Source organism: Vibrio sp. SCSIO 43135 (assembly GCF_023716665.1).
GTDB classification, from domain to species: Bacteria; Pseudomonadota; Gammaproteobacteria; order Enterobacterales; family Vibrionaceae; genus Vibrio; species Vibrio paucivorans.
Map to the genome: position 1 here is coordinate 1,845,779 of NZ_CP071859.1, position 22,022 is coordinate 1,867,800.

The following is a 22,022-nucleotide window of genomic DNA, read 5'->3' on the forward strand; positions in this document are numbered from 1 at the left end:
TATCATAAAATGAAATCAACTGGCAACAATTTTTAATAACAACATTGTAAATTGTCAGAATAAAAAAGCTGGGCTACACGCCCAGCCTTTTCAATCAAAACTTACCTTTATGCGGCATCGTTTTTGATTATCTGACCCAATAGTTCAATAGAATCGAACTCGTTGCCAGGGCCAATGTAATCACTAAGTATGTTAGCGCCATCTTCTATCACAATCGTTTGTTCGCCACCATCATGTTCGATAGTAAGCTCAACGTTGTCATCGACAATTTCAACGCCAATATTAGCAATTAGTTCATCGATGTCGGCACTTTCGGTATCATCTAATATGTCATCAAGATCGATCATATCTTCAGTTAACTCGAAGTCCATAATGACATCCGTACCTGTATCTAATGTGCCATCAAGCCATGTAAATACATTTGCGTCATTATCGCCTACAAGCACATCGTTGCCCTGCTCTGCGTTAAGCTCATCTTCATTGGCGGCTGCAAGCACTTGATATGCGGGAGAGTCAGACACATCGATGGTAACGGTAGCCTCTTCACTAACAGCCAATTCTGAATCCACCGCCATATAGTCGAACGTTACATCCTCCTCGACAGTTTGCGAGCCAGATACGTAACGTAGCTCCCAGTTACCACCATTAGAACTGAAGTCCATTTGCACAATTTCATTATCAGGAGATGAATAAGTAAATTCATACAAGATCTGAGCATTACCTACATCACCTGGATCTTTCTGATACTCGACCGTTTCGGTTGTACCGTCAGCGAAAGTGTAAGTCACACTTACAGCGATATTACTATTGGTGTTAAACGCGCCCCCCATACCGTCCAACCCAAAGGCAACAACACCTAAAGGGTTATTTCTTAGGTCTAGTATTAACGTTTCTTGCTTGTTCATACCGCGGCCATCAGTATCACCAATACCGTGGCCAACATGGGGTTGCTCACCTGAATACTGCTTGAGTGGCTTGTTATTGTTGTCAGTAATAGACAAACTAATGGTATTGCCGTTATCTAAGGTGATTTCTCTTTCAGTTGGGCTCACTTCTACGCCCCAATTAAAGAAACCATCAGTAAGAACGATATCTTCAGGATCGCCAGAATAGCCAATTTCAAATGGGTCGCCGGAGCCCGGAACATAGACAATATTGTCAGGGTTCAACAATTTGTTAGCGTCGATAGGGTCACCATCGACATGTAGATCTGCGGCGGTCAGCTCGCGAGTTTCCCCCATATCATCGGTATACAGCAGTACTCCGTACTCAGGAAGAGATGTGAGCATCACATTGACCTGTAGACCATTGAAATCATCATCTTCATCTGCAATGTGGTCATCTTCAGCCACATCAGAGTCAAATACGATCGGTACAATGACGTTGTCTTCAGCATCGACATCAAAATCTTCTGCTGTTGGTAGCTCATTAACATCCTGCTCATTGAGCGTCACTGTTATCTCAGTTTCATTGACTCCGTCAGACGCAACCACAGTAATCACATGACTGTTGGTTAACTCTTCATAATTGTTGGTAAAGGCTTCCGCCCCTGCGGTGGTAAGACTAATATTCCCTTGGTCATCAACTTGGAATAAGTCCACACCCTCTATCTGCACGTTGGTGCCAATACTATAAGTAACATCCAGTGACTCTGGGTCATTCGCAGTAACTTGCCCTAAAGTCACTCCTGGGTCGGTGTTCTCATCGTAGGCAAAGACGTACTCATCCCCCTCAATTGGCGGCTCAAACACCGGAGGCTCATTCACATCTTGCTCGTTGAGGGTCACGGTAATTTCGACATCGTTCACTCCGTCAGACGCAATGACGGTAATGTCGTGGCTGTTGGCCAATGTTTCATAATCATTGGTGAACGCTTCTGCCCCTGCGGCTGTGAGGCTGATATTGCCTTGAGCATCGATTTGGAATAAATCCACACCCTCTATTTGAACGTTGGTGCCAATACTGTAGGTGACATCCCCCAGCTCGGGGTCGTTTGCTGTGACTTGCCCTAATGTCACTCCAGGGTCGGTGTTCTCATCGTAGGCAAAGACGTACTCATCGCCCTCAATTGGCGGCTCAAACACTGGAGGCTCATTCACATCTTGCTCGTTGAGGGTCACGGTAATTTCGACATCGTTCACGCCATCAGACGCAATGACGGTAATGTCGTGGCTATTGGCCAATGTTTCATAATCATTGGTGAACGCTTCTGCCCCTGCGGCTGTGAGGCTGATATTGCCTTGAGCATCGATTTGGAATAAATCCACACCCTCTATTTGAACGTTGGTGCCAATACTGTAGGTAACATCCCCCAGCTCGGGGTCGTTTGCTGTGACTTGCCCTAATGTCACTCCTGGGTCGGTGTTCTCGTCGTAGGCAAAGAGGTACTCATCGCCCTCAATTGGCGGCTCAAACACCGGAGGCTCATTCACATCTTGCTCGTTGAGGGTCACGGTAATTTCGACATCGTTCACTCCATCAGACGCAATGACGGTAATGTCGTGGCTATTGGCCAATGTTTCATAATCATTGGTGTATGCTTCTGCCCCTGCGGCTGTGAGGCTGATATTGCCTTGAGCATCGATTTGGAATAAATCCACACCCTCTATTTGAACGTTGGTGCCAATACTGTAGGTGACATCCCCCAGCTCGGGGTCGTTTGCTGTGACTTGCCCTAATGTCACTCCTGGGTCGGTGTTCTCGTCGTAGGCAAAGACGTACTCATCGCCCTCAATTGGCGGCTCAAACACTGGAGGCTCATTCACATCTTGCTCGTTGAGGGTCACGGTAATTTCGACATCGTTCACTCCATCAGACGCAATGACGGTAATATCATGGCTGTTGGCTAACGTTTCATAATCATTGGTGAATGCTTCTGCCCCTGCGGCTGTGAGGCTGATATTGCCTTGAGCATCGATTTGGAATAAATCCACACCCTCTATTTGAACGTTGGTGCCAATACTGTAGGTGACATCCTCCAACTCTGGATCATTCGCTGTAACTTGCCCTAATGTCACACCCGCATCGGTGTTCTCATCGTAGGCAAAGACGTACTCATCGCCCTCAATTGGCGGCTCAAACACCGGAGGCTCATTCACATCTTGCTCGTTGAGGGTTACCGTAATCTCGACATCGTTCACACCGTCAGACGCAATGACAGTAATATCATGACTGTTGGCTAACGTTTCATAATCATTGGTGAACGCTTCTGCCCCTGCGGTTGTGAGACTAATATTCCCCTGGTCATCGATTTGGAATAAATCCACACCCTCTATTTGAACGTTGGTGCCAATACTGTAGGTGACGTCCCCCAGCTCGGGGTCGTTTGCTGTAACTTGCCCTAATGTCACACCCGCATCGGTGTTCTCATCGTAGGCAAAGACGTACTCATCGCCCTCAATTGGCGGCTCAAACACTGGAGGCTCATTCACATCTTGCTCGTTGAGGGTCACGGTAATTTCGACATCGTTCACGCCGTCAGACGCAATGACGGTGATGTCATGGCTGTTGGCTAACGTTTCATAATCATTGGTGAATGCTTCTGCCCCTGCGGCTGTGAGGCTGATATTGCCTTGAGCATCGATTTGGAATAAATCCACACCCTCTATTTGAACGTTGGTGCCAATACTGTAGGTAACGCCCCCCAGCTCGGGGTCGTTTGCTGTGACTTGCCCTAATGTCACACCCGCATCGGTGTTCTCATCGTAAGCAAAGACGTATTCATCCCCTTCAATTGGCGGCTCAAACACCGGAGGCTCATTCACATCCAACTCATTTAGTACGACATTAATATCCACTGACTGAGCAACACCTTCGCCATCGACTTCCGTTACCGTTACTACAATAAGGTGCTCATTACCGAGCGTTTCAAAATCGTTGGTGTATGCCGCGACACCTTCCGCCGTAAGCGTAATCTCACCCGTTACTGGATCGATAGCGTAGAGTGGATTGTCATCACCATCAACCAAATTAGATGAGATACTGTATGCCAAGACTTGGTTGTCTGGATCAACCGCGTTTACCTGACCAATTACATCAGTAGTACCAATCCCTTCTTCATAACTAAAAGAGTATTGGTCTTCATCATTAGGTTCGAATTGTGGTAAGTCATTGGTACCATTAATGGTCACAGTGACATCCTGTAATGTGCCATCCGAGGCTGACACAGAAAAGACATCAGTTAGAAATTCTCCAACATTAAGCTCGTTAAAAGCACTGTCAGCGATAAACGTCCAGTTCCCTTCAGCATCAATCGTAAACGAACCGTAATCCCCTTCTGTATCTACCTGTTCGATAAACGTCGGATCTTCAGTATCCGTCACGGTTAAAGTCCCCGTAATAACTAAAGGTTCGTCAGTTTCATCTTCTGCAACATTGGCATCACCACCAACCAAAGCAAGGGTAATAACTTCAACTAATGCTAGACTTTGCGTTTCTGATAAGCCTTGGTCTTCTAGCCCTGAGGTATCAAAGGAAGTAGAAGCGATTACTTCGGCACCAGTACGTTCAATATCCCCAGTTCCGGTCGGGCTCGACCCATTTTGTCCACCAGCCGCAGTCGCGAAGTCGTCATTCTGTGTCGGGTCGACTCCCTGCTCAATCTGTCCAATAATCTGAGCGATTTCATCGTCTAACTCTAAACCTAAATTGGGTAAGCCATCGTTAACTAACTCTGCTTGAATGTTGACTGCCCCTGGGTTCTCATCGTCAATCGTAACGACCACTTCACCCGGAGCTGGCTGCTCGCCCGCTGCTAGCTCTCTCAGTTGACCAGCAGCATCGATTACTACTGTTGCCCCCGCCCAAATAATGGACGAAATATTACCCGCACTCATAAGCCTTCCCCTCATTTTCAGCAAAGAAAGGGCTTGCTCCACTATGAGCACCCCAATCTGCACCGCTTATGCTCTATTAAATTTAGCCCTCTTCTACTGATAATCCACTCAATAAGCTGATAAAAAAGAGCCAATCATTGCAAGTTGTCAATAATTAAAAGGATTTATTTTTGGATTAAGTTCTCAAATTCCCAATCGTTAAACTAGACTTCCATTGATCAAGCCGACTCTGAACTAATTTTCGGGCGCAAGCAGTGCGTCATGAGCTGGTGTTATCTGCTTCGTAAGGAGACCCAATAGTGAAATGGAATAAGCCTATTTTGCTGAGTTGTGTAATAGCAGCGAGTTTTAGTGCTTCCAGCCAAACACTAGAACAAGCCGTTGCAATCACTCTAGCGACTAACCCTGAGATAAAGAGTATTTTTAATGAATACCTAAGTAAGGTAAAAGAAAGCGATGCCGCTTCTGGTGCTTACTTGCCCAGCATTGATTTGGATGCGGGTATTGGCTATGAAGGAATTAGCCCTGCTGAATCCCTTAATCAACCAGATACAGACCTAACAAGAAAAGAAGCAACGATTAGTCTTACCCAATTGATCTGGGATGGTTCCTCTACGTTAAGAGATATTGACAGGACGGCAGCAGAAGCCGAATCCATTAGACTTCAAGTGCTCGCCGATGCTCAAGATATTGCGTTACAAGTCATACAAGTTTACTTAGACGCGGTAAAAGCCACTGAGGTACTGGCGTTGTCTGAAAGTAACCTATCCGTACACAAAAAAATCTATAAGGACATTAAACGACGCGCTGAATCAGGAATTGGCTCGACGGCGGATTTATCGCAAGTCGAAGCAAGGATAGCAAAGGCGCACGGTAACCTGCTGGCCGCCCAGAACAATTTGGTTGATACCCATACCCAATTTCATAGATTAGTCGGCCAACAACCGTTAGGACTCATTTACCCTAGAGCTGACGTTTCTAAGCTTCCCCTATCCCTTACCGATGCGCTTGTTGAAGCCTATGACGCTCACCCTGTCATCAAAATTGCTAATGCCGATATAGACTCCGCGCGCTTCCAATATGAGCAGTCTAAAGGGAACAACTACCCAACCATATCGTTTGAAGCGAGCCAATCGTGGCGAGATGATGCAGCGGGCGATGAAGGCAACAGTGAAGAAACACTAGCGATGCTTCGCTTACGCTACAACCTCTATAATGGCGGCAGCGACAGAGATTTGACTGAACGTTCCGCTTACCAATTGAACAAAGCGAAAGACCTAAGAGATAACGCCTACCGTCAGGTAGAAGAAGGCCTTCGTTTATCTTGGTCTGCTCTCGACCTAACTCTGCAACAGAAAAACTTTCTTGCCGACCATGTAGACTCAGCTTCTGAAACCGTTATTGCCTATGAAAAGCAATATCGAATTGGTCAACGAACCTTACTCGATTTACTTAACACCGAAAACGAGTTGTTCGAAGCAAGAAAAGATTACTTGGATGCTCACTACTCTGAGCAATATGCCAAGTATCGGGTTATGAACGCAACAGGTTCACTATTGGACGCGCTGCTTGTTGATATCCCAGAAGAATGGACACAACGAGTGGAGTACTGATAATGAAAACTGCAACTATATCGACGCTCACTTTACTCGTAGCCGGCTTTGCCATGAGTGGTTGCGCCAATGACGATTACCCCTATATCGATACACCGCAAGCGAAACAAATTTCTGACCTATTAGATGACGATAGAGATGGCGTCGTTAATGCTCGCGATATTTGCCCGGGCACCCCAAAAGGTTCAAGTGTCGATAATGATGGCTGTGGCGAAACCATACGCTCAGAGGACACACGTCAACTACGTATCTTATTTGCTCACAATTCCTATGAAATCAACCCAGTATTTGGTAGCCAGATACAGACGATGGCTGATTTCTTGAAAGTTTATAAATCTGCCTCAATAGAAATTCAAGGCTACGCAAGTAAGGTGGGTGCACCAGAGTACAACTTAGAGCTTTCTAAGAAACGGGCACACACTGTGGAAGATAAGCTACTTTCTTACGAAATCGACCCTAAACGTGTAAGAGTGGTGGGCTATGGCGAAACCCGACTCGAAACTGATGGTGACGACCCTGCCTCCCACGCAGCAAACCGAAAGGTTACCGCAACGGTAGTTGGGCTAAAAGAAGAAGTGGTTGAAGAATGGAACATATTCACCACCCTAGAAAAATAAAAAAACGCTCCCATCGGGAGCGTTTTCAATTCTAACTTAGTTACGTTTTTGGTCGCATTTACTCGATAGTTGGTGCGTATCCATATCGTACTGTTCTTTAATTGCATCCTTCACTGTTCCTTCCCAAACAGGAACCCCAACGAAGTAACTGGTTCTTGCAACCACATGCGCCGCAATTGGTGCTGTGAACATAACAAAGAAAATCACAGCAATAGCACGGACAACAATCGAAGTGTCTTCCCAGAACACAATCGCAAACACGATAACCAACAAACCAACGCCAAGTGCACCTGCTTTTGTCGTTGCGTGCATTCGAGTCAATACATCTGGCATTCGGTTCAAGCCAATACCTGCCAGCAGCATCAAAAAGGCCCCCATTAGGGCAAAAAATGCTATTACATAATCAATCATCTTTTACTCCTCTTTGCTCTAAGTAACGTGAAAAACCCACCGCGGCTAGGAATGACGTTAACGCCAAAGCGATAGCCACATCGATGAACTTCGGTTCGTCATAAGCGATACTATAAAGAACAACCAAACCTACCGTCAGTGACGCCATTAACTCCAATGCGATCACGCGATCTGGCAAAGATGGGCCTTTTAGCAAGCGAACTAAAGCCAATAACATCGAAATGATCAGCATAAAGAAACAAATACCGTATACAGTCTCTAACATCATCTCTACCCCAGTAAGTCCATAACCATAGCTTCAAGTCGCTTAAACTCAGCGATGTGCAGCTCTTCATCTTCAAAGTACATGATGTGTACGTACAGCACTTTTTTGTCGGTAGACACGTCAAGCGCTAGTGAACCCGGGGTTACAGTGATTAGGTTTGAAAACACTGTAATAGCACCATCTGTTTCTAGATCGAGTGGTACACCGATAACCGCAGGCTTCATCAGGTGCGTCGGAGTTAATACATCATATGCCACTCGAGCGTTCGCTTTAATCAAGTCCCAAATAAAGAACAAGATAAAGTTCGTCAACTTAGGCAACTTACCAAAGTACGTACCGAACAATGGTCGATCACGTAACACATACGCCAATACGATGTAACTCATGATCATACCGGCAAACAGGTTCGAAATTGTGTAGGTTCCTGAGAGCACCAGCCAAGCTAGTGCCAACATCATATTCCATCCAAATGCTTTCATGATTAGCCCCCTAGCACCGCTTGAATGTACTGCTGAGGATCTAAGATCTGGTCGGCAGTCATTGAAGCTAATTCAACGAACCACTGTGCATTGATACCAATTGTCACCGTGAGGATAGCCATCAAGATGATTGGTAAGTACAAACATAATCTTTCTGAGTCAGACATTGGTGGCAATGTTTCTGCATCCTCTGGCAACTTCTTCCAGAATGCTTCCGCCCAAATCTTGATCATTGAATACATTGTTAGTAAACCAACCGCTAGAGAAGCAATCACACCTATCCACTCTTTTGCTTCAATACCCGCTTTAATGACAACGAATTTAGCAAAGAAGCCTGATAGCGGTGGGATACCCGCAAGTGACATTGCTGGAATCGCAAACAAAATCGCTAAGAATGGTGCAGATTTATACAGCCCACCTAACCTATCTAACTGGTAAGAACCATGCAGTCGATGCATCACACCACCAATAAGGAATAAGTTTGTTTTTACAATGATGTGGTGGAACAAGTAAAACACACCACCAAGGATCGCTAACGGAGTAAACAGCGCTAGGCCCAAGATCATGTAACCAATCTGGCTGACAATGTGGAAAGATAAAATTCTTCTCACTTCATATTGCGCAGCAGCACCAAGTACACCTGTTACCATGGTAAATATACCCATCCACATCAGTAGCGTGTTATGGGTAAAGGCTAGATCACCAACAAACACCACACTGAATACACGGTACAATGCGTAGACACCTACTTTAGTGAGTAGGCCTGCAAACACCGCCGAGATCGCAACCGGTGGCGTATGGTATGACGCAGGTAACCAGAAGAACAATGGAAATGCCGCCGCTTTGATACCAAATGCAACCAAGAACAACAGCGAAATGACAGTGACAACTTCTGGGTTGTCAGAGCCTGCTAACTTCTGACCTAGATCTGCAATACTCAACGTACCCGCGTACGCATATAGCAAACCAATTGCGCTTAAGAATAACGCTGAAGACAGTAAGTTCAGTGTGACATATTTTAGTGCACCTTCCATCTGGCTGCGTTCGCCGCCAAGGATAAGCAGACCGAACGATGCCACAAGCATGATCTCAAACCAAACATACAGGTTAAAGATATCACCGGTTAGAAATGAGCCGACTACACCAGCAAGCATCAAATGCAGCAATGGATAAAAGCCGAATTTCTCATGCTCTTCCGTCATCGTAGCAAGTGCGTAGATCGAAATACAAAACGCAACCACAGCCGACACAGTCACCATAACAACGGCAAGCAAGTCAGCGACTAAAGAAATACCAAATGGTGCTTCCCAGCCACCTAAGGTAATCACTTGAATGCCATCATTGTAGACTGTGTTAAACAGCGTAACAGCGGCAATTAACAACGCGAAATTTGAAAATACACTGATCCAGCGTTGCAATGTTTGATGCTTCCACAACACCATAGAAAGTGCTGCTGCAAGCATCGGGATCAGTACTGGCATTAATAGCATCATAGTTGTGAATCTGTACTCTTCATTTCGTTCATATCGTCTGCTCCAATCACTTTATAAGCTCGTTTGATTAGAACCACGGCAAAAGCTAAAACACCAAAACTAATCACAATCGCAGTCAGGATAAGCGCCTGAGGCAGCGGGTCTGCAATTTGTCCTACAGGCCCGGACATCCCTTCTTCGATTAATGGTGGGGCTCCACGAACAAGACCACCACCGGTAAAGATGAGTAAGTTAGCGGCGTTCGAAAGGATGATGAGACCAATCACCAACTTAACGACACTTCGGCGCAACATCATGTAAAGCGCGGCGGCATATAACGCGCCAATCACTATGGCAAATAACGTTGTCATTTAGTCCTCCAACTGCGCAAGTGAAAACAGCAGCGTTGTAACCATGCCCAAAACGACAAGATAAACACCGATATCGAAAATCAAAGGGGTACTAATTTTTAGTTCACCCAAACCAGGAACTTGCACATACCACCAAACAGCACTGAGGAAAGGGCTGCCAGATTTAATTACACCGACGAAGCCACTCATCATCGAAATCAACAGGCCCCCACCCATTAAATATGAGCTATCAATACCAATTAATTTTCTAGTTTGCTTGGCGTCGAATGCGAACAAGTGCAAAGCAAACGCGCTTGATGCAACAAGGCCTGCGATGAAGCCACCACCAGGTTCATCGTGCCCTCGGAGTAGCAAGAATACTGAGTACAACAGCAACATCGGCAATAGGAAACGCGCAATGACCTGTAAAATAAGTGAAGTACTTGTATTGTTCATTACTGTTCCTTCTTAGTTCTAAGCATTGCTGTCACACCGATAGCAGCCAGTGACAATACGAATAGTTCACCCAGCGTATCCAGCGCACGGTAATCAACCAGAATAACGTTAACAATGTTACGGCCTTTTGCGATTGGGTAACTGTTCTCAATCAGATAACCGCTGATGCCACCAGGCATTGCGAAATGGACCGCTGTAAGAAGTAGAACCGCCATCATCGCACCAAACATAATTGCAACAATGCAGTCTCTCCATCGCGTATCCGAGCTAGAAAGTTTTTGGAACTTAGGTAATTTGAACAGAACCAGTACCAACATGATGACAGTAAGTGTTTCAATCAGAACCTGAGTAATTGCTAGATCAGGAGCACTAAAGAACACGTAAATCAGCGCCATAGAGAAACCTAGCGCACCTATTGCAGCGACCGAACCTAAACGCAGTGGCGTAGTACAGGCGTAGAAGATAACCGCTAAAATAATGACTGAGATACCAATGTCTTTAATCGTCACATCAGAGAAATCAATCTCCCAATGGAAGCCGACCTTGGTGTACATGGCGTAGCCCACTAGAGCAATAGTGGTCATGAAAATGGTCAAAATATAATTGCCCATATAGCCGTTTTGCAATTTAGCGGTCGACCACTTAGCTAATTTCACTAGGTTATCCATAAAGATGTCGTAACCGCGCTCTGGCCCACACTTCAACAGTGGTTTGGCTTGTGCTGCAGTAGCTCTTAGTGAATCCCACTTCTTAAACAGTACGTAACCAAGTACTAACGCCGTCACACTTATCATCAATGGAAGATTGATGCCGTGCCAAAGCGAAACATCTACCGTTTCCATATTTGTGCCAGAAATTGCATTCACAGCAGCTGTCACTAACGGCGTCACTAGGCTAGGAATTAATCCAAAGATTAAACCAACGATAGACAATACAGTGAACCCTAAACGCATACCGATAGGTGCTTCATGTGCTTGTTTTGGTGTTTCTTTTTTCTTGCCCCAGAAAGGCTTAATAACAAGTAAGCAGGCACAGGCAACAATGAAAATAGAAGTCAATAGCGCCATGAATGCTAATAGTGCGGCCCAAGGGCTAGATAACACACCAGCAAGCATCATTTCTTTGCCAACAAAGCCAAACAGTGGCGGTACGCCCGCTAAAGCGAGTGCAGCAAGTGACATAAATGCAGCTGTGTATGGCATCGCTTTTCTTAAACCACCAAGCTCACGAACGTCTTTCGTTCCAGTTTCGTGGTCAATGGTACCCGCGGCCATGAACAGAGCACCTTTGTACAAAGCATGCCCTAGTAGGAACACAATCGTCGCAACCAAAGCCGCTTCGGTACCGATGCCGATAAGCATAGTTAACGTACCCAACGCCATCACCGTTGAGTAAGCAAGGATACGTTTAAGATCCGTACTGGTAACCGCCATCGTCGCACCAAGCAACATGGTGACAGCACCAAAACCAGTGAGAAGCAGAGTCCAAGTTTCATTACCAGCCATTGTTGGTTGCAAGCGAGCCATTAGGTAGACACCCGCCTTCACCATCGTTGCTGAGTGAAGGTAAGAACTCACAGGCGTTGGGGCAGCCATGGCATTTGGCAGCCAGAAATGGAATGGGAACTGCGCAGATTTCGTAAATGCCCCCAGTAAGATGGCAATCATCATTGCACCAAACAAAGGATGCAATTGCAGATCCGAACCTTGAGCGAGAATTTCTCTAACTTCGTATGTTCCAGCGATCATACCAAGCATAATGATGCCGGCCAACAAGGCTAAGCCACCACCTACGGTGACAATAAGACCTTGCAACGCAGAGCGACGAGAAGATTCTTTTTCATGGTAGTAGCCGATAAGCATGTATGACGTAATACTGGTCAGTTCCCAGAACACGAACATCGCCATTAAGTTGCTTGATAGTACGACTCCCAGCATGGCACCCATAAATGCCATTAGATACATCAACAACTTACGTTGATCTGGCTTGTTTGCTAGGTAGCTACCCGCGTAAACAATAACGAAAAAGCCAATGCCAGAGATCAGCAACGCGAACAGCAAGCTTAATCCATCAACCCAAAAATCAAGGCTGATCCCTAAACTTGGTACCCAATCGTAGCTAAACAGCTGAGGTCCCTGCTCTGTAACAGCAGGTAATAGCGTTAAGAAGTAGACAAATAGAGTCGCAGGCAAGAGTGCGAGCAACTTACTCGTTTGCTCGCCAAAGCGACTAAATAGCCACGGAACAAACGCCGCCAGGATAAAACCGGACAGAACGGCAAACAGCATTAAGAGTAGCCTCCAAAGACTTTAAAAAAAACTTTAGCGTAGATGCAAAACACACTCGAAAAGAACATTCCCTATTTAGGCATCCGCTTTCAATAATACATCAAGAAACTCATAGACATACTATACGGAACTACGCTCATAATTTGAGTAACATCACACTAAAGCTTAGAGATGAGAAGTCTATTCAAATTCTATTAACAAGAATATTCGCTTGTTATGAGCCAACACTTCGAAAAAACCGATACAAAAACCACAATTAGTAGGAAATACCACCAATATCATTCATTCTTATCGTTACAGTATCGATTATAAATTTCAATCAACATTCTAAAAAATCAGCCCAGTTTCGCAACGAAACTGGGCTGATTCTCGCATATTAAAACAAGTCACAAGTTAAAATAATATTATTGATTTCAACTAGTTGAAGGCTTAGTTTGATCCTTAGGCAAAGACATTCTTAATAAGATGTAACCCAGTATTGCTGAGACAGTCGACCCCATTAAAATGCCTAATCTCGCATATGTATCCAGCGACTCGGCTTCGAATTCAAAGGCGAGAGAAGAAATGAATATAGACATGGTAAAGCCGATCCCGCACAGCACAGATACCGCAAATATTTGGCGCATTCTTATCCCAGCAGGGAGCTCTGTTAGTTTCATCTTCAGCGACACCCAACAGAACAACATGATACCAATTGGTTTACCCACCAACAGACCTAAAGCGATTCCAAGCGGTACCATAGACGTCAGCCCAGCAATAGACACGTTCTGAAGCGATAAGCCCGCATTGGCCAATGCGAACAAAGGCAGTACACCAAATGATACGTATGGATGGAGCGTGTGCTCTAGATGTTTCAATGGGGAGTGCTCACCATCTTTCCCTTTTAATGGGATAGCAAAACCAATCACCACGCCTGCAAGTGTCGCATGCACTCCAGATTTAAGTACCGCAAACCACAGTAAAGCGCCAATAATGAGATAAGGAGAGAGTTTTGTTACCTGCTTAGAATTGAGCCAAAATAAAGCTGCTGTGGAAATAAACCCAAACGTCAGTGCGGAAGTCGATAAATCGGCCGTGTAAAAGAACGCAATGATAACCACGGCACCCAAATCATCGATGATCGCCAATGCAAGTAAGAACACTTTCAAACTGGCAGGTACCCTGTTACCTAGTAGCGCCATAATACCAAGCGCAAAGGCAATGTCAGTTGCCGCTGGGATTGCCCAACCGGCCATCGCTGCGTCATTGCCCCAGTTAAACATGACATAAACTAACGCTGGAACTGCCATTCCCCCAACGGCAGCAATCGCAGGAAACATCGCCGTTTCTTTTGATTTAAGAGCGCCTTCGACAAGTTCACGCTTTACTTCTAAGCCAATTAACAAGAAGAAGATGGCCATCAGGCCGTCATTAATCCAATGCGATAGAGACATCCCTAATAAGTAGGAGTGCAGGAAGCCTTGATAGTATTCATTAAGTGGGGAGTTAGCGATGAACATTGCTATGGCAGCTGCAACTACCAACAAAATCCCACTTGCAGACTCCATTCGCAAGAAGTCGCGAATCAATTTGTCCATTGTGACTGACCTTTTAACTGCTTCTTATAAAAGAAAAACCAAACGACTGGGCAAAAGACACGGCTAAATCACTACTCCACGATCTGCCATGCCAAAATTCAAAGAGTTAAACCAATCTAACCAATTGATAAATAATGAGGTATCAAATCGCTTAATCGATAAGTCAACATTTGCGACCCATCACACTATCATCACATTCAGGTCTTTTCGCGAGCTCAAACTAGTCTGTTCAGACATCCATTTCTGGCTAGCATTTATAACCAGTATAGATTATCTATCGACAATACAAGTTTTTAATTTATATGAAGATTACAGGAGGAAAGTGGCTGTGAAGTGTAGGAAGTGCACCGAAACCTAATAACCAGTCAGTTGCATAAAGCCATTAGCAGTGTGTGTTCCTGTTGTTTGAATAGGTCCTTCCCAATACGGGATCACAAAAGGTAACCACAAAGATCGGTTGATTGCTTTGGTATTCAGTTCAATACCATGCTTTGGAACTGCAATAGCCCACTCGATCGGTAACTGTTTCCCATCTGCAACGGTACGATACAACGTCGGCTCCATTAAAATTTCATCGCCAGACAGTGCTATCGCCTTACCGCTTTTAGTCATCAGTGTGCCAAACATATATGGCATCTGCTGATCGTGACGGTAGCGACTCACGGTTAAAGTGGTGTCGTTGTTCAAGTCGAACACAAACCAATCCCAGCCAACCTGTCCGGCTGCAATTAAGCCCGTGCCCCACTCTTTACTCATCCAAGCTTCGCCTTTCACTTCCACTGCACGGTTTTTATCAAGTTGTAGCCAGCCTTTGACCGACAAAAATGGTGCACTTAAGTTATAGGAAGCAATCGGAAGCAAATCATGTTTCTTTTGGTAGCCTTTGTCCCCAAGCAAAGCAAATGGTCCAGATGTTTTTGAACGTAACTGAAGAGCAAATTGATCGGTTTGGACATCAAGTTGACCAGGAAACGGCGTGTTGCCTAATGAACGCCAAGACCAGTTATCAAGCCAAAGTCGAAATGGTCGAACGATCATTCCCGCTTGGCCAATACCACCACGAGCGATTCTTTGCTGCTTCCAAACCTTGTGCTTATTGGAAACCACTATGTGCGAAATATAGAGCTGTGGGCTCTGCCACCCGACCATATCGCGCTCATCACTCGCTATGCGAATATAGCTCCATTGCACGCTGTATTTGTTGCCTTTTTTGTCTTCGACATTAGCGAAGTAATGCCACCACTCATGCTGATACTCTGGGTGGAAACGAAAGTCGTTTGGCAGTACCACAGGGTGGTTAGGTAAAACAGGCTCGAACACCTGCTTATTCGCTGGTTTTTGCACCAAGCTCAGTTCGTTGACCGCAGGTTTATTATCAGAGGATTCGGAGAGAAAATAGACGCCAAGCAAAATAGATAGCACAACACCTACAAGAATAAGTGCTGAGATACTTTTAAATGACATCGACTTAAACTTCATTTACAGCGCATCTCTCAAAGATTTCATTGGCGTGTTTCGCACCATACGGTAGACAGGTAACGCACCTGCGACCATCAGCGAGGACATCGCCCAGAATATGGTTTGCATATACTCAGCAGGGATAAATTGGAGCTCAAGAGTCCAGCCAAATGATTGCTTAATCACGATATCAACCACTAAGCTCGCCAGAGCAAGCCCCAATGGCATCGCAATAATGATGGCAATGGCACAAAAGACAAACAGTTGCAGACTCCCCATCAGAATCAATTCTTTACCCGACATCCCAAAGCAGCGCAATAGCGAAATATGCCGTTGACGGGAAACCTCACCCGCCAGGGTCGCAAAGAAGATACCAAACACAGCGATCACTAGCGTGATATTACCCAAGGTATCCGCTATCGCAAACGTTCTGTCGAACACTCTCATCGCTTGGCTATGAATATGGCTGTTGTCGAATACTCGCTCCGAAGACAATCTGAACACCGAATCCAAACGCTGCTTCAAACCTGCGGGGTTAACGTTGTCTTTAAGCTGCACGCCAAGAGCAACATCACCGCTGCCTGCAAACGCGTACAGCCAATTTCGATGCGAAAGAAGAACTTGGTTATAAGGGTTGCCGTAGTCGTAATACACGCCAACAACTTGCCAGCCCTGCCCTAGCCTACCGGAAAGGTTGATGTAGTCACCAGGCCGAATACCTAACTTAAGCGACATGGATTCGCTGACCATCACACCACGTGAATGGTGTAAGTGATACCAGTAGTTGGGAACCCCTAGTTTCACCGTCAGCGCATCTAGCTCGCCCTCCGAAGCGCCAGTACTCACCACTTGCAACGCGCCATTTGTGGTTGCTTCTTCTTTTTCCCAGCGCCACCATACTGATTCCACTTCTGGCTGTTTTTGCAACCAACCACTCAAGCGAGGAGCAGCCGTGTTTGACGGGTAGATATAAAGATCCGATGCTAGACGTTGAGTTAACCACTTATCGGTCGTATCTCTAAAGCTGCCCACCATGGTTTCCACACCAATATTGGCTGCCATGGCAAGCATAAACGCCATAGTCGCAACCCCTCGGTAGCTCATACTCGCAGCGGCATCAGCAAAGAACCAACGCACTTTTACCCAACGCATGGAGTAAGTGAAGCTCGTGAACACTTTCCAGATCAAAAATGGTGTAAACAAAGCCACACTCATTAGCATAAGTGCGATGATCGCGAATCCAGAGGTTTGAGTTTGAGGAGCTTGATAAACAGCAATCGCTGCGACACACATTGCACAAGCAAGCAAAGCTTGAATCGTAAATTCGTTACCGGCGAACCTCACTAGAGAAAGCCTTGCCGTTAAACGAATTGGCTGTGAACGAAGCAATCGAATTAACGGCCAAATACAAGCACACACAGCACCGATTATGGTCATATATAGGCTGTATAGGCTCGATTGCCAACTCCACTGTAAGTCTAGGCTCACATTGGCGTCATAAAGTTCACCTAAGCTGAGCGATACAGCAGGAAGTAGCTGATGAGCTAACAACAATCCAAACACGTTTCCGCATAACCAGCTAATAAATACCATTCCAGTTAATTCAACACTCAGCGCTTTCGCTAACTGCCAGCCGGAAACACCAGTTTGTCTCAATGTTCCTACTAGAGGCTGACGTTGAATAAACGACAGTGACATGGCTTGGTAGAAAATGAACAAACCGACGACAAAAGAAAGCATACCCATCGCAGACAAATTCAGGTGAAATGCTTTGGTTAACGACTCCAGCTCTGTACGAGAGCTACGCACCAAACTCATCCCGTTGGGAAGCTTGTCTTTTAGTCTATTAAGTTTCTCTTTAGGCATCTCACCACAGGCGATCACAGTAAATCCGGAACTGCGGTTTAGCATTCTTAGCAGCGAGATATCGGCAATCATCCGAGTACCGTTGATGGTGTTAGTTCGGTCGACGATAATCGGTCCGAGCTTCGACTTATCGTTTAACGTAACAAAATCACCATCATCCCAGTTCATGTGCTCTGCTAGTACGCTACTCACCATAATTGGATACGGTGGACGCATTAACGCCATACTTTCCAGCTGCTTGAGCGTGATGTTGGGGTGGAACTGAAGCATCGCGATAGGATCAACCCCTACCAGCATTAGATTCTCGCCATCAAGCGTACTTAAATTGGTCGACTCAAAAGGGACACATTGACTAAACCCATCGCGGCGCAGCTGAACGTAAAATCCTTGCGGAATTTTGTGTGTCACATGTTTGGTTCGGATACGATAAGGAAGTGGGTTGGAGAAAAGTTTTTCGCCATGTTCATAACTTTGGCGAGCGTGGTTGTTAATAGCAGTAACACCCACTAATAGGGAAACGCCTAGCGTTAAGCCAAGCCAGACTAGAATAATTTGTAGCGGATAACGGCGGTAATGACCAAGTAGCGCTTTAACTACGGGCCATAACATGCAATTGCCCCCCTTGGAGACGCACTCTACCGTGCATGTGTTCCGCAACTTTTTCACTGTGTGTGACGAGCAGTAGCGTACATTCTAGTTGCTTCGTTAGAGTAGTAAGCAGACGCATTACTGCCTCAGCATTACGCTCGTCCAAACTACCTGTCGGCTCATCTGCAAGCAGTATCTTAGGTTCCATATATAACGCGCGTGCGATAGCTGCTCGCTGCTGCTGACCACCCGACACCTCTTCTGGGTATCGGCCCAATAAAGGCATTAGGTCCAACGCTGACAAGATCTGACGCCACAGCCCTTGATCTTCAGGTAATCCTCTTAACTGGCGACAAAAGCGGATGTTGTCAGCAACATTCAAGGTCGGTAATAAGTTAAATTGCTGAAAGATAAGACCAATATTATTTCGGCGATAAGCAGTTCGACTGTGTTCAGGAACGTTGTGCATTGAGAAATTGGGGAACCAAACTTCTCCAGAGTCGACCGTGTCTAAGCCAGCTATTAAGTTAAGCAATGTGCTCTTACCTGAGCCGCTTTCACCCATTAGCGCAACTTGGTCACCTTGATTTAATGTTAGATCAGTACCTTGTAGAACTGGATGAAACTCACCACCATCCACATAGCCTTTACATAGGTCTGTTAGCTGTAACATTAAATCACTCACGATCATTTTGAATTGGGGAATGAATCTACACTAAATCCCCGTTTGTAGGAAGTATTTTGGATACTAGATCACAAGATATGCATTAATTTGCAATACCTAGCCGCGCGACGTCTAGTTTTCAATCAAATTCTTCATCCACTTCTTGCTTTTCATTCTGTATAGGGAACCTCCCCACTTAATGGCCTCTTCTGTTAAGAACAGTAAATAGACCCATTCAGGCTCCCAGCCGAGCCCAATAGCTGCGAATGCCGCAAGAGGAATGCTAATTAGCCACTGGGCAACAAGGTCCTGATACAAACAGAACTTCACGTCCCCGCCCGCTCTCAAAATACCAACAATGACAATCATCGGTACCGACCGCAAAATAATGCCTATACATAGAACAAGCATAAATTTCTCTGCTAATAGACGAGTCTCTTCGGTCAGAGCACTAAATGCATCTAATACAAAGCCTTGTGCAAAAAACAGCAATACTGCGACCGCAATACCAACCAACACGTTGACAATAGTTAACCCAATAGCTTGATAATAAACGGCGTCATAATTCTTCGCCCCAAGTTGATTGCCCACCAGCACTGCTGCGGCATTGGAAACACCAATAAGCAAGGCAAGAGATATAGACTCAACTGGTGTCATTACAGAAAGTGCCGCTAACCCTTGTACACCGGACTGCCCCATAATGGCATGATAAGCAAACAAGCCCCCTGCCCATGCAAGAAAATTAAATGTCGTAGGTAAAGACAATTTCAAAAATCGACTGATTTTATGCCAATCGAAAATGTTCCTGATGTCTTGAAAGCCAAATGCCAACAAATGCTTTTTAAAATACAGGTAACCGTATAGCGTGCTAACTTCAATTGCTCCACTCAAAATGGTTGCAATTGCCGCACCTTTAATTCCCATCGCAGGGACGCCAAACTTACCAAAGATCAAAATCCAGTTAAGAAAGATATTAGAAACAATACCAATGCCACTGAAGAATGTACTCACTCCTGGCTTGTGCATTGAACGTAATCCAACTGACATACTGGCAACACACGCCACCGCAAACATACTGACAGCAGTGATGACCAAATACTGGCTACCCAACTGATTCACTTCAGTCGAGTCAGTTGTCAGCGACATGATTTGGCTAGGAAATAATACAAACAACACGACAGTAAAGGCAGCGAAGAGCATGGATACAAGCCAAGTCAACGCTGTACTTTCTCGTACGCCTGCTTTATCAGCCGCACCCCAGTACTGAGCTGTGAGCAATGCGCCCCCTGTGGTCACCCCAACTAACATAATTGTGGTGACAAACGTCGCTCTGGCTGCGACACCAACCGCCGCAATTTCTGCCTCGCCAAGCTGTCCAAGCATCAACACATCCACGAGACTACGACTTGAAAACATAATGCTTTGCAGCGTTATGGGAAGCGCAATCGCTATGATCCGGCGAAGAAAATCGCCTCGTGTGTGATATAGAACTTGAGAAAAGGTGTTCAACGGATAGCTCCAAGGTGTTGAAAAAATTAGCAAAGTGCGCTTTGATTATACTCTGGCGAATACAGTTCGACCACAATAACCATAAGGACAATAAATGAAAAACGTTCTGGTATTAGGTGCATCGGGTTACGTAGGCTCTCAGCTGCTCCCGCAACTTCTCGATCAAGGTTACAACGTCACCGCTTCTGCGCGACATATTGATTACTTAAAAGCCAGAACAACCCCTCACCCTAATCTAAAGTTTAAGTACTTAGATCTCGCCGACACAAATGAAACCTCTGCCCTGCTGCCTCAGTTCGACTTAGTCTATTTCCTAGTACACGGAATGGCTGAAGGTCATGACTTCATTGATTACGAAATATCACTTGCTCATAATGTAAAAAATGCCTTAAAAGGCAGCTCAGTTCAACATGTGATCTACTTAAGTGCTATTCAGCCTAATAATGGCTCTTCACCGCACTTACAAGCCCGTAAACAAACGGGTGATGTACTTAGAAGTAGTGGTGTTCCCATTACCGAAATCAGAGCTGGTGTTATCGTCGGCCCCGGCTCTGCCGCTTTCGAGATTATGCGTGATTTTGTTTATAACCTACCGATACTCATTGCTCCTAAATGGGTCGACTCCAGAGCAAACCCTATTGCACTCAAAAACCTCAACCACTATCTGATTCAACTTGCTAAACATTCTCCAACCGACAGCAACATTTTTGAAGCGGGTGGCCCCGACACGCTCACATACAGGGAACAGTTTTCCATTATCGCTAAAGCGGCTAACAAACCACTTCGGTTATGGTCAACGCCATTGATGACACCAAACATCGCTTCATACTGGTTAGGCGTCGTCACATCCGTTCCATCAAATATAGGGCGAGCACTACTGGCTGGATTAACCCACGACTACGTCGCCAACGCCTCTCCTTTACAAAGCAAGTTCCCTCAATCACTGGTTAGTTTTGAACAAATGGTGCAAGAGTCATTAGAAAGCGAAGGTACATTCATACGCAGTAATGTTTGGGGTTATGACCCAACTGCCCTAGAACGTTGGCAGGCTGGTTTTGGCTACTACCCGAAGCAAGCTGGAGCAAGTATTAAAACGTCATTACCTGCATCAGTGCTGTGGAAAGTGGCTAGAAAACTTGGAAGCCGTGAAGAGGGTTATTTTTTTGCGAATATACTCTGGCGCACTCGGGAATGGTTAGACATCTTCTTTGGCGGCAAGCGTCCGATTCGCCGCTCTCCTCCTGGCCCAGAACTCCAGGTCGGTGACTTCATCGATTCTTGGAAGGTGATTCGCTGCGAACCGAATCAATTTCTTTCGTTACTATTTGGTATGAAAGGTCCGGGGCTAGGCCGCCTCGAAGTCACAATTCGAGACTTAGGTGACGAGCGAGAGCTCAATGTCACCGCCTGGTGGCACCCAAAAGGCTTTCTTGGGCTATTGTATTGGTTTGCAATGATGCCAGCTCACCTGTTTATCTTCTTCGGTATGGTGAGAGCTATTGTCAAGAAAGCCAGCAAAGAGAACTAACTCCCTCATAGAAAAAGAAAAGGCTCATGACTATTTGTAGATTTGA

At 45.5% G+C, this 22,022-nt stretch carries 16 protein-coding genes; 3 read left to right on the plus strand and 13 right to left on the minus strand.

The window, feature by feature from the left end; genetic code table 11:
* Positions 1 to 107: 107 nt before the first annotated feature.
* Positions 108 to 4,835, minus strand: a complete 4,728-nt coding sequence (locus tag J4N42_RS08150; RefSeq protein WP_252027367.1) for a VCBS domain-containing protein — start codon at positions 4,833 to 4,835, stop codon at positions 108 to 110.
* A gap of 299 nt (positions 4,836 to 5,134) precedes the next feature.
* On the opposite strand from J4N42_RS08150, the gene J4N42_RS08155 reads away from it, so the two are divergent.
* On the plus strand, positions 5,135 to 6,448 hold the full coding sequence (locus tag J4N42_RS08155; RefSeq protein WP_252027368.1) for a TolC family outer membrane protein: 1,314 nt from the start codon (positions 5,135 to 5,137) through the stop codon (positions 6,446 to 6,448).
* A 53-nt stretch (positions 6,449 to 6,501) separates the two neighbouring features.
* Positions 6,502 to 7,065 (plus strand): OmpA family protein, encoded by a 564-nt coding sequence (locus tag J4N42_RS08160; RefSeq protein WP_503034764.1) that lies wholly within the window; start codon positions 6,502 to 6,504, stop codon positions 7,063 to 7,065.
* A gap of 36 nt (positions 7,066 to 7,101) precedes the next feature.
* Here the strand turns inward: J4N42_RS08160 and mnhG are convergent, their stop codons facing one another.
* From mnhG to J4N42_RS08220, 12 genes are all read right to left on the minus strand, one after another.
* The gene (mnhG, locus tag J4N42_RS08165; RefSeq protein ID WP_252027371.1) at positions 7,102 to 7,476 is read right to left on the minus strand and encodes a monovalent cation/H(+) antiporter subunit G; all 375 of its coding nucleotides are present in this window, start codon (positions 7,474 to 7,476) and stop codon (positions 7,102 to 7,104) included.
* On the minus strand, positions 7,469 to 7,744 hold the full coding sequence (locus tag J4N42_RS08170) for an MrpF/PhaF family protein (protein ID WP_252027372.1): 276 nt from the start codon (positions 7,742 to 7,744) through the stop codon (positions 7,469 to 7,471). Before J4N42_RS08170 ends, mnhG begins: the two co-directional genes overlap by 8 nt.
* A 2-nt stretch (positions 7,745 to 7,746) precedes the next feature.
* Positions 7,747 to 8,220 (minus strand): Na+/H+ antiporter subunit E, encoded by a 474-nt coding sequence (locus J4N42_RS08175; RefSeq protein WP_252027373.1) that lies wholly within the window; start codon positions 8,218 to 8,220, stop codon positions 7,747 to 7,749.
* A 2-nt stretch (positions 8,221 to 8,222) separates the two neighbouring features.
* Positions 8,223 to 9,713, minus strand: a complete 1,491-nt coding sequence (locus J4N42_RS08180; RefSeq protein ID WP_252027374.1) for a Na+/H+ antiporter subunit D — start codon at positions 9,711 to 9,713, stop codon at positions 8,223 to 8,225.
* Entirely contained in the window at positions 9,710 to 10,063 is a 354-nt protein-coding gene (locus J4N42_RS08185; RefSeq protein ID WP_252027375.1) for a Na+/H+ antiporter subunit C, read from the minus strand. Before J4N42_RS08185 ends, J4N42_RS08180 begins: the two co-directional genes overlap by 4 nt.
* Positions 10,064 to 10,498: a Na+/H+ antiporter subunit B gene (locus tag J4N42_RS08190; protein ID WP_252027377.1), complete on the minus strand. Its 435-nt coding sequence runs from the start codon at positions 10,496 to 10,498 to the stop codon at positions 10,064 to 10,066. It abuts the gene before it with no gap.
* Entirely contained in the window at positions 10,498 to 12,786 is a 2,289-nt protein-coding gene (locus J4N42_RS08195; RefSeq protein ID WP_252027378.1) for a putative monovalent cation/H+ antiporter subunit A, read from the minus strand. The genes J4N42_RS08190 and J4N42_RS08195 overlap by 1 nt, the downstream gene beginning before the upstream one ends.
* A 413-nt stretch (positions 12,787 to 13,199) precedes the next feature.
* Positions 13,200 to 14,363 carry a Na+/H+ antiporter NhaA gene (gene nhaA / locus J4N42_RS08200; protein ID WP_252027380.1) on the minus strand — a complete coding sequence of 388 codons (1,164 nt, stop codon included), beginning with the start codon at positions 14,361 to 14,363 and terminating at the stop codon, positions 13,200 to 13,202.
* Positions 14,364 to 14,717: 354 nt separating this feature from the next.
* Entirely contained in the window at positions 14,718 to 15,842 is a 1,125-nt protein-coding gene (locus J4N42_RS08205) for a lipocalin-like domain-containing protein (RefSeq protein ID WP_252027381.1), read from the minus strand.
* On the minus strand, positions 15,843 to 18,296 hold the full coding sequence (locus J4N42_RS08210; protein ID WP_252027382.1) for an ABC transporter permease: 2,454 nt from the start codon (positions 18,294 to 18,296) through the stop codon (positions 15,843 to 15,845).
* Complete coding sequence (locus J4N42_RS08215; protein ID WP_252027383.1) at positions 18,277 to 18,948, minus strand: ABC transporter ATP-binding protein; 672 nt, start codon at positions 18,946 to 18,948, stop codon at positions 18,277 to 18,279. The genes J4N42_RS08210 and J4N42_RS08215 overlap by 20 nt, the downstream gene beginning before the upstream one ends.
* Positions 18,949 to 19,071: 123 nt before the next feature.
* Positions 19,072 to 20,448 carry an MATE family efflux transporter gene (locus tag J4N42_RS08220; protein WP_252027384.1) on the minus strand — a complete coding sequence of 459 codons (1,377 nt, stop codon included), beginning with the start codon at positions 20,446 to 20,448 and terminating at the stop codon, positions 19,072 to 19,074.
* Between the two features lie 94 nt (positions 20,449 to 20,542).
* On the opposite strand from J4N42_RS08220, the gene J4N42_RS08225 reads away from it, so the two are divergent.
* On the plus strand, positions 20,543 to 21,976 hold the full coding sequence (locus J4N42_RS08225; RefSeq protein WP_252027385.1) for a DUF2867 domain-containing protein: 1,434 nt from the start codon (positions 20,543 to 20,545) through the stop codon (positions 21,974 to 21,976).
* Positions 21,977 to 22,022: the final 46 nt, after the last annotated feature.

Excerpts from the sequence above, each read along its gene's own strand:
- J4N42_RS08205 (WP_252027381.1), bottom strand. The coding sequence starts at position 15,842 with ATGAAGTTTAAGTCGATGTCATTTAAAAGTATCTCAGCACTTATTCTT.
- nhaA (WP_252027380.1), bottom strand. The coding sequence starts at position 14,363 with ATGGACAAATTGATTCGCGACTTCTTGCGAATGGAGTCTGCAAGTGGG.
- J4N42_RS08190 (WP_252027377.1), bottom strand. The coding sequence starts at position 10,498 with ATGAACAATACAAGTACTTCACTTATTTTACAGGTCATTGCGCGTTTC.
- mnhG (WP_252027371.1), bottom strand. The coding sequence starts at position 7,476 with ATGATTGATTATGTAATAGCATTTTTTGCCCTAATGGGGGCCTTTTTG.
- J4N42_RS08195 (WP_252027378.1), bottom strand. The coding sequence starts at position 12,786 with ATGCTGTTTGCCGTTCTGTCCGGTTTTATCCTGGCGGCGTTTGTTCCG.
- J4N42_RS08150 (WP_252027367.1), bottom strand. The coding sequence starts at position 4,835 with ATGAGTGCGGGTAATATTTCGTCCATTATTTGGGCGGGGGCAACAGTA.
- J4N42_RS08185 (WP_252027375.1), bottom strand. The coding sequence starts at position 10,063 with ATGACAACGTTATTTGCCATAGTGATTGGCGCGTTATATGCCGCCGCG.
- J4N42_RS08215 (WP_252027383.1), bottom strand. The coding sequence starts at position 18,948 with ATGTTACAGCTAACAGACCTATGTAAAGGCTATGTGGATGGTGGTGAG.
- J4N42_RS08160 (WP_503034764.1), top strand. The coding sequence starts at position 6,502 with ATGAGTGGTTGCGCCAATGACGATTACCCCTATATCGATACACCGCAA.
- J4N42_RS08175 (WP_252027373.1), bottom strand. The coding sequence starts at position 8,220 with ATGAAAGCATTTGGATGGAATATGATGTTGGCACTAGCTTGGCTGGTG.
- J4N42_RS08210 (WP_252027382.1), bottom strand. The coding sequence starts at position 18,296 with ATGTTATGGCCCGTAGTTAAAGCGCTACTTGGTCATTACCGCCGTTAT.
- J4N42_RS08225 (WP_252027385.1), top strand. The coding sequence starts at position 20,543 with ATGAAAAACGTTCTGGTATTAGGTGCATCGGGTTACGTAGGCTCTCAG.
- J4N42_RS08170 (WP_252027372.1), bottom strand. The coding sequence starts at position 7,744 with ATGATGTTAGAGACTGTATACGGTATTTGTTTCTTTATGCTGATCATT.
- J4N42_RS08180 (WP_252027374.1), bottom strand. The coding sequence starts at position 9,713 with ATGATGCTATTAATGCCAGTACTGATCCCGATGCTTGCAGCAGCACTT.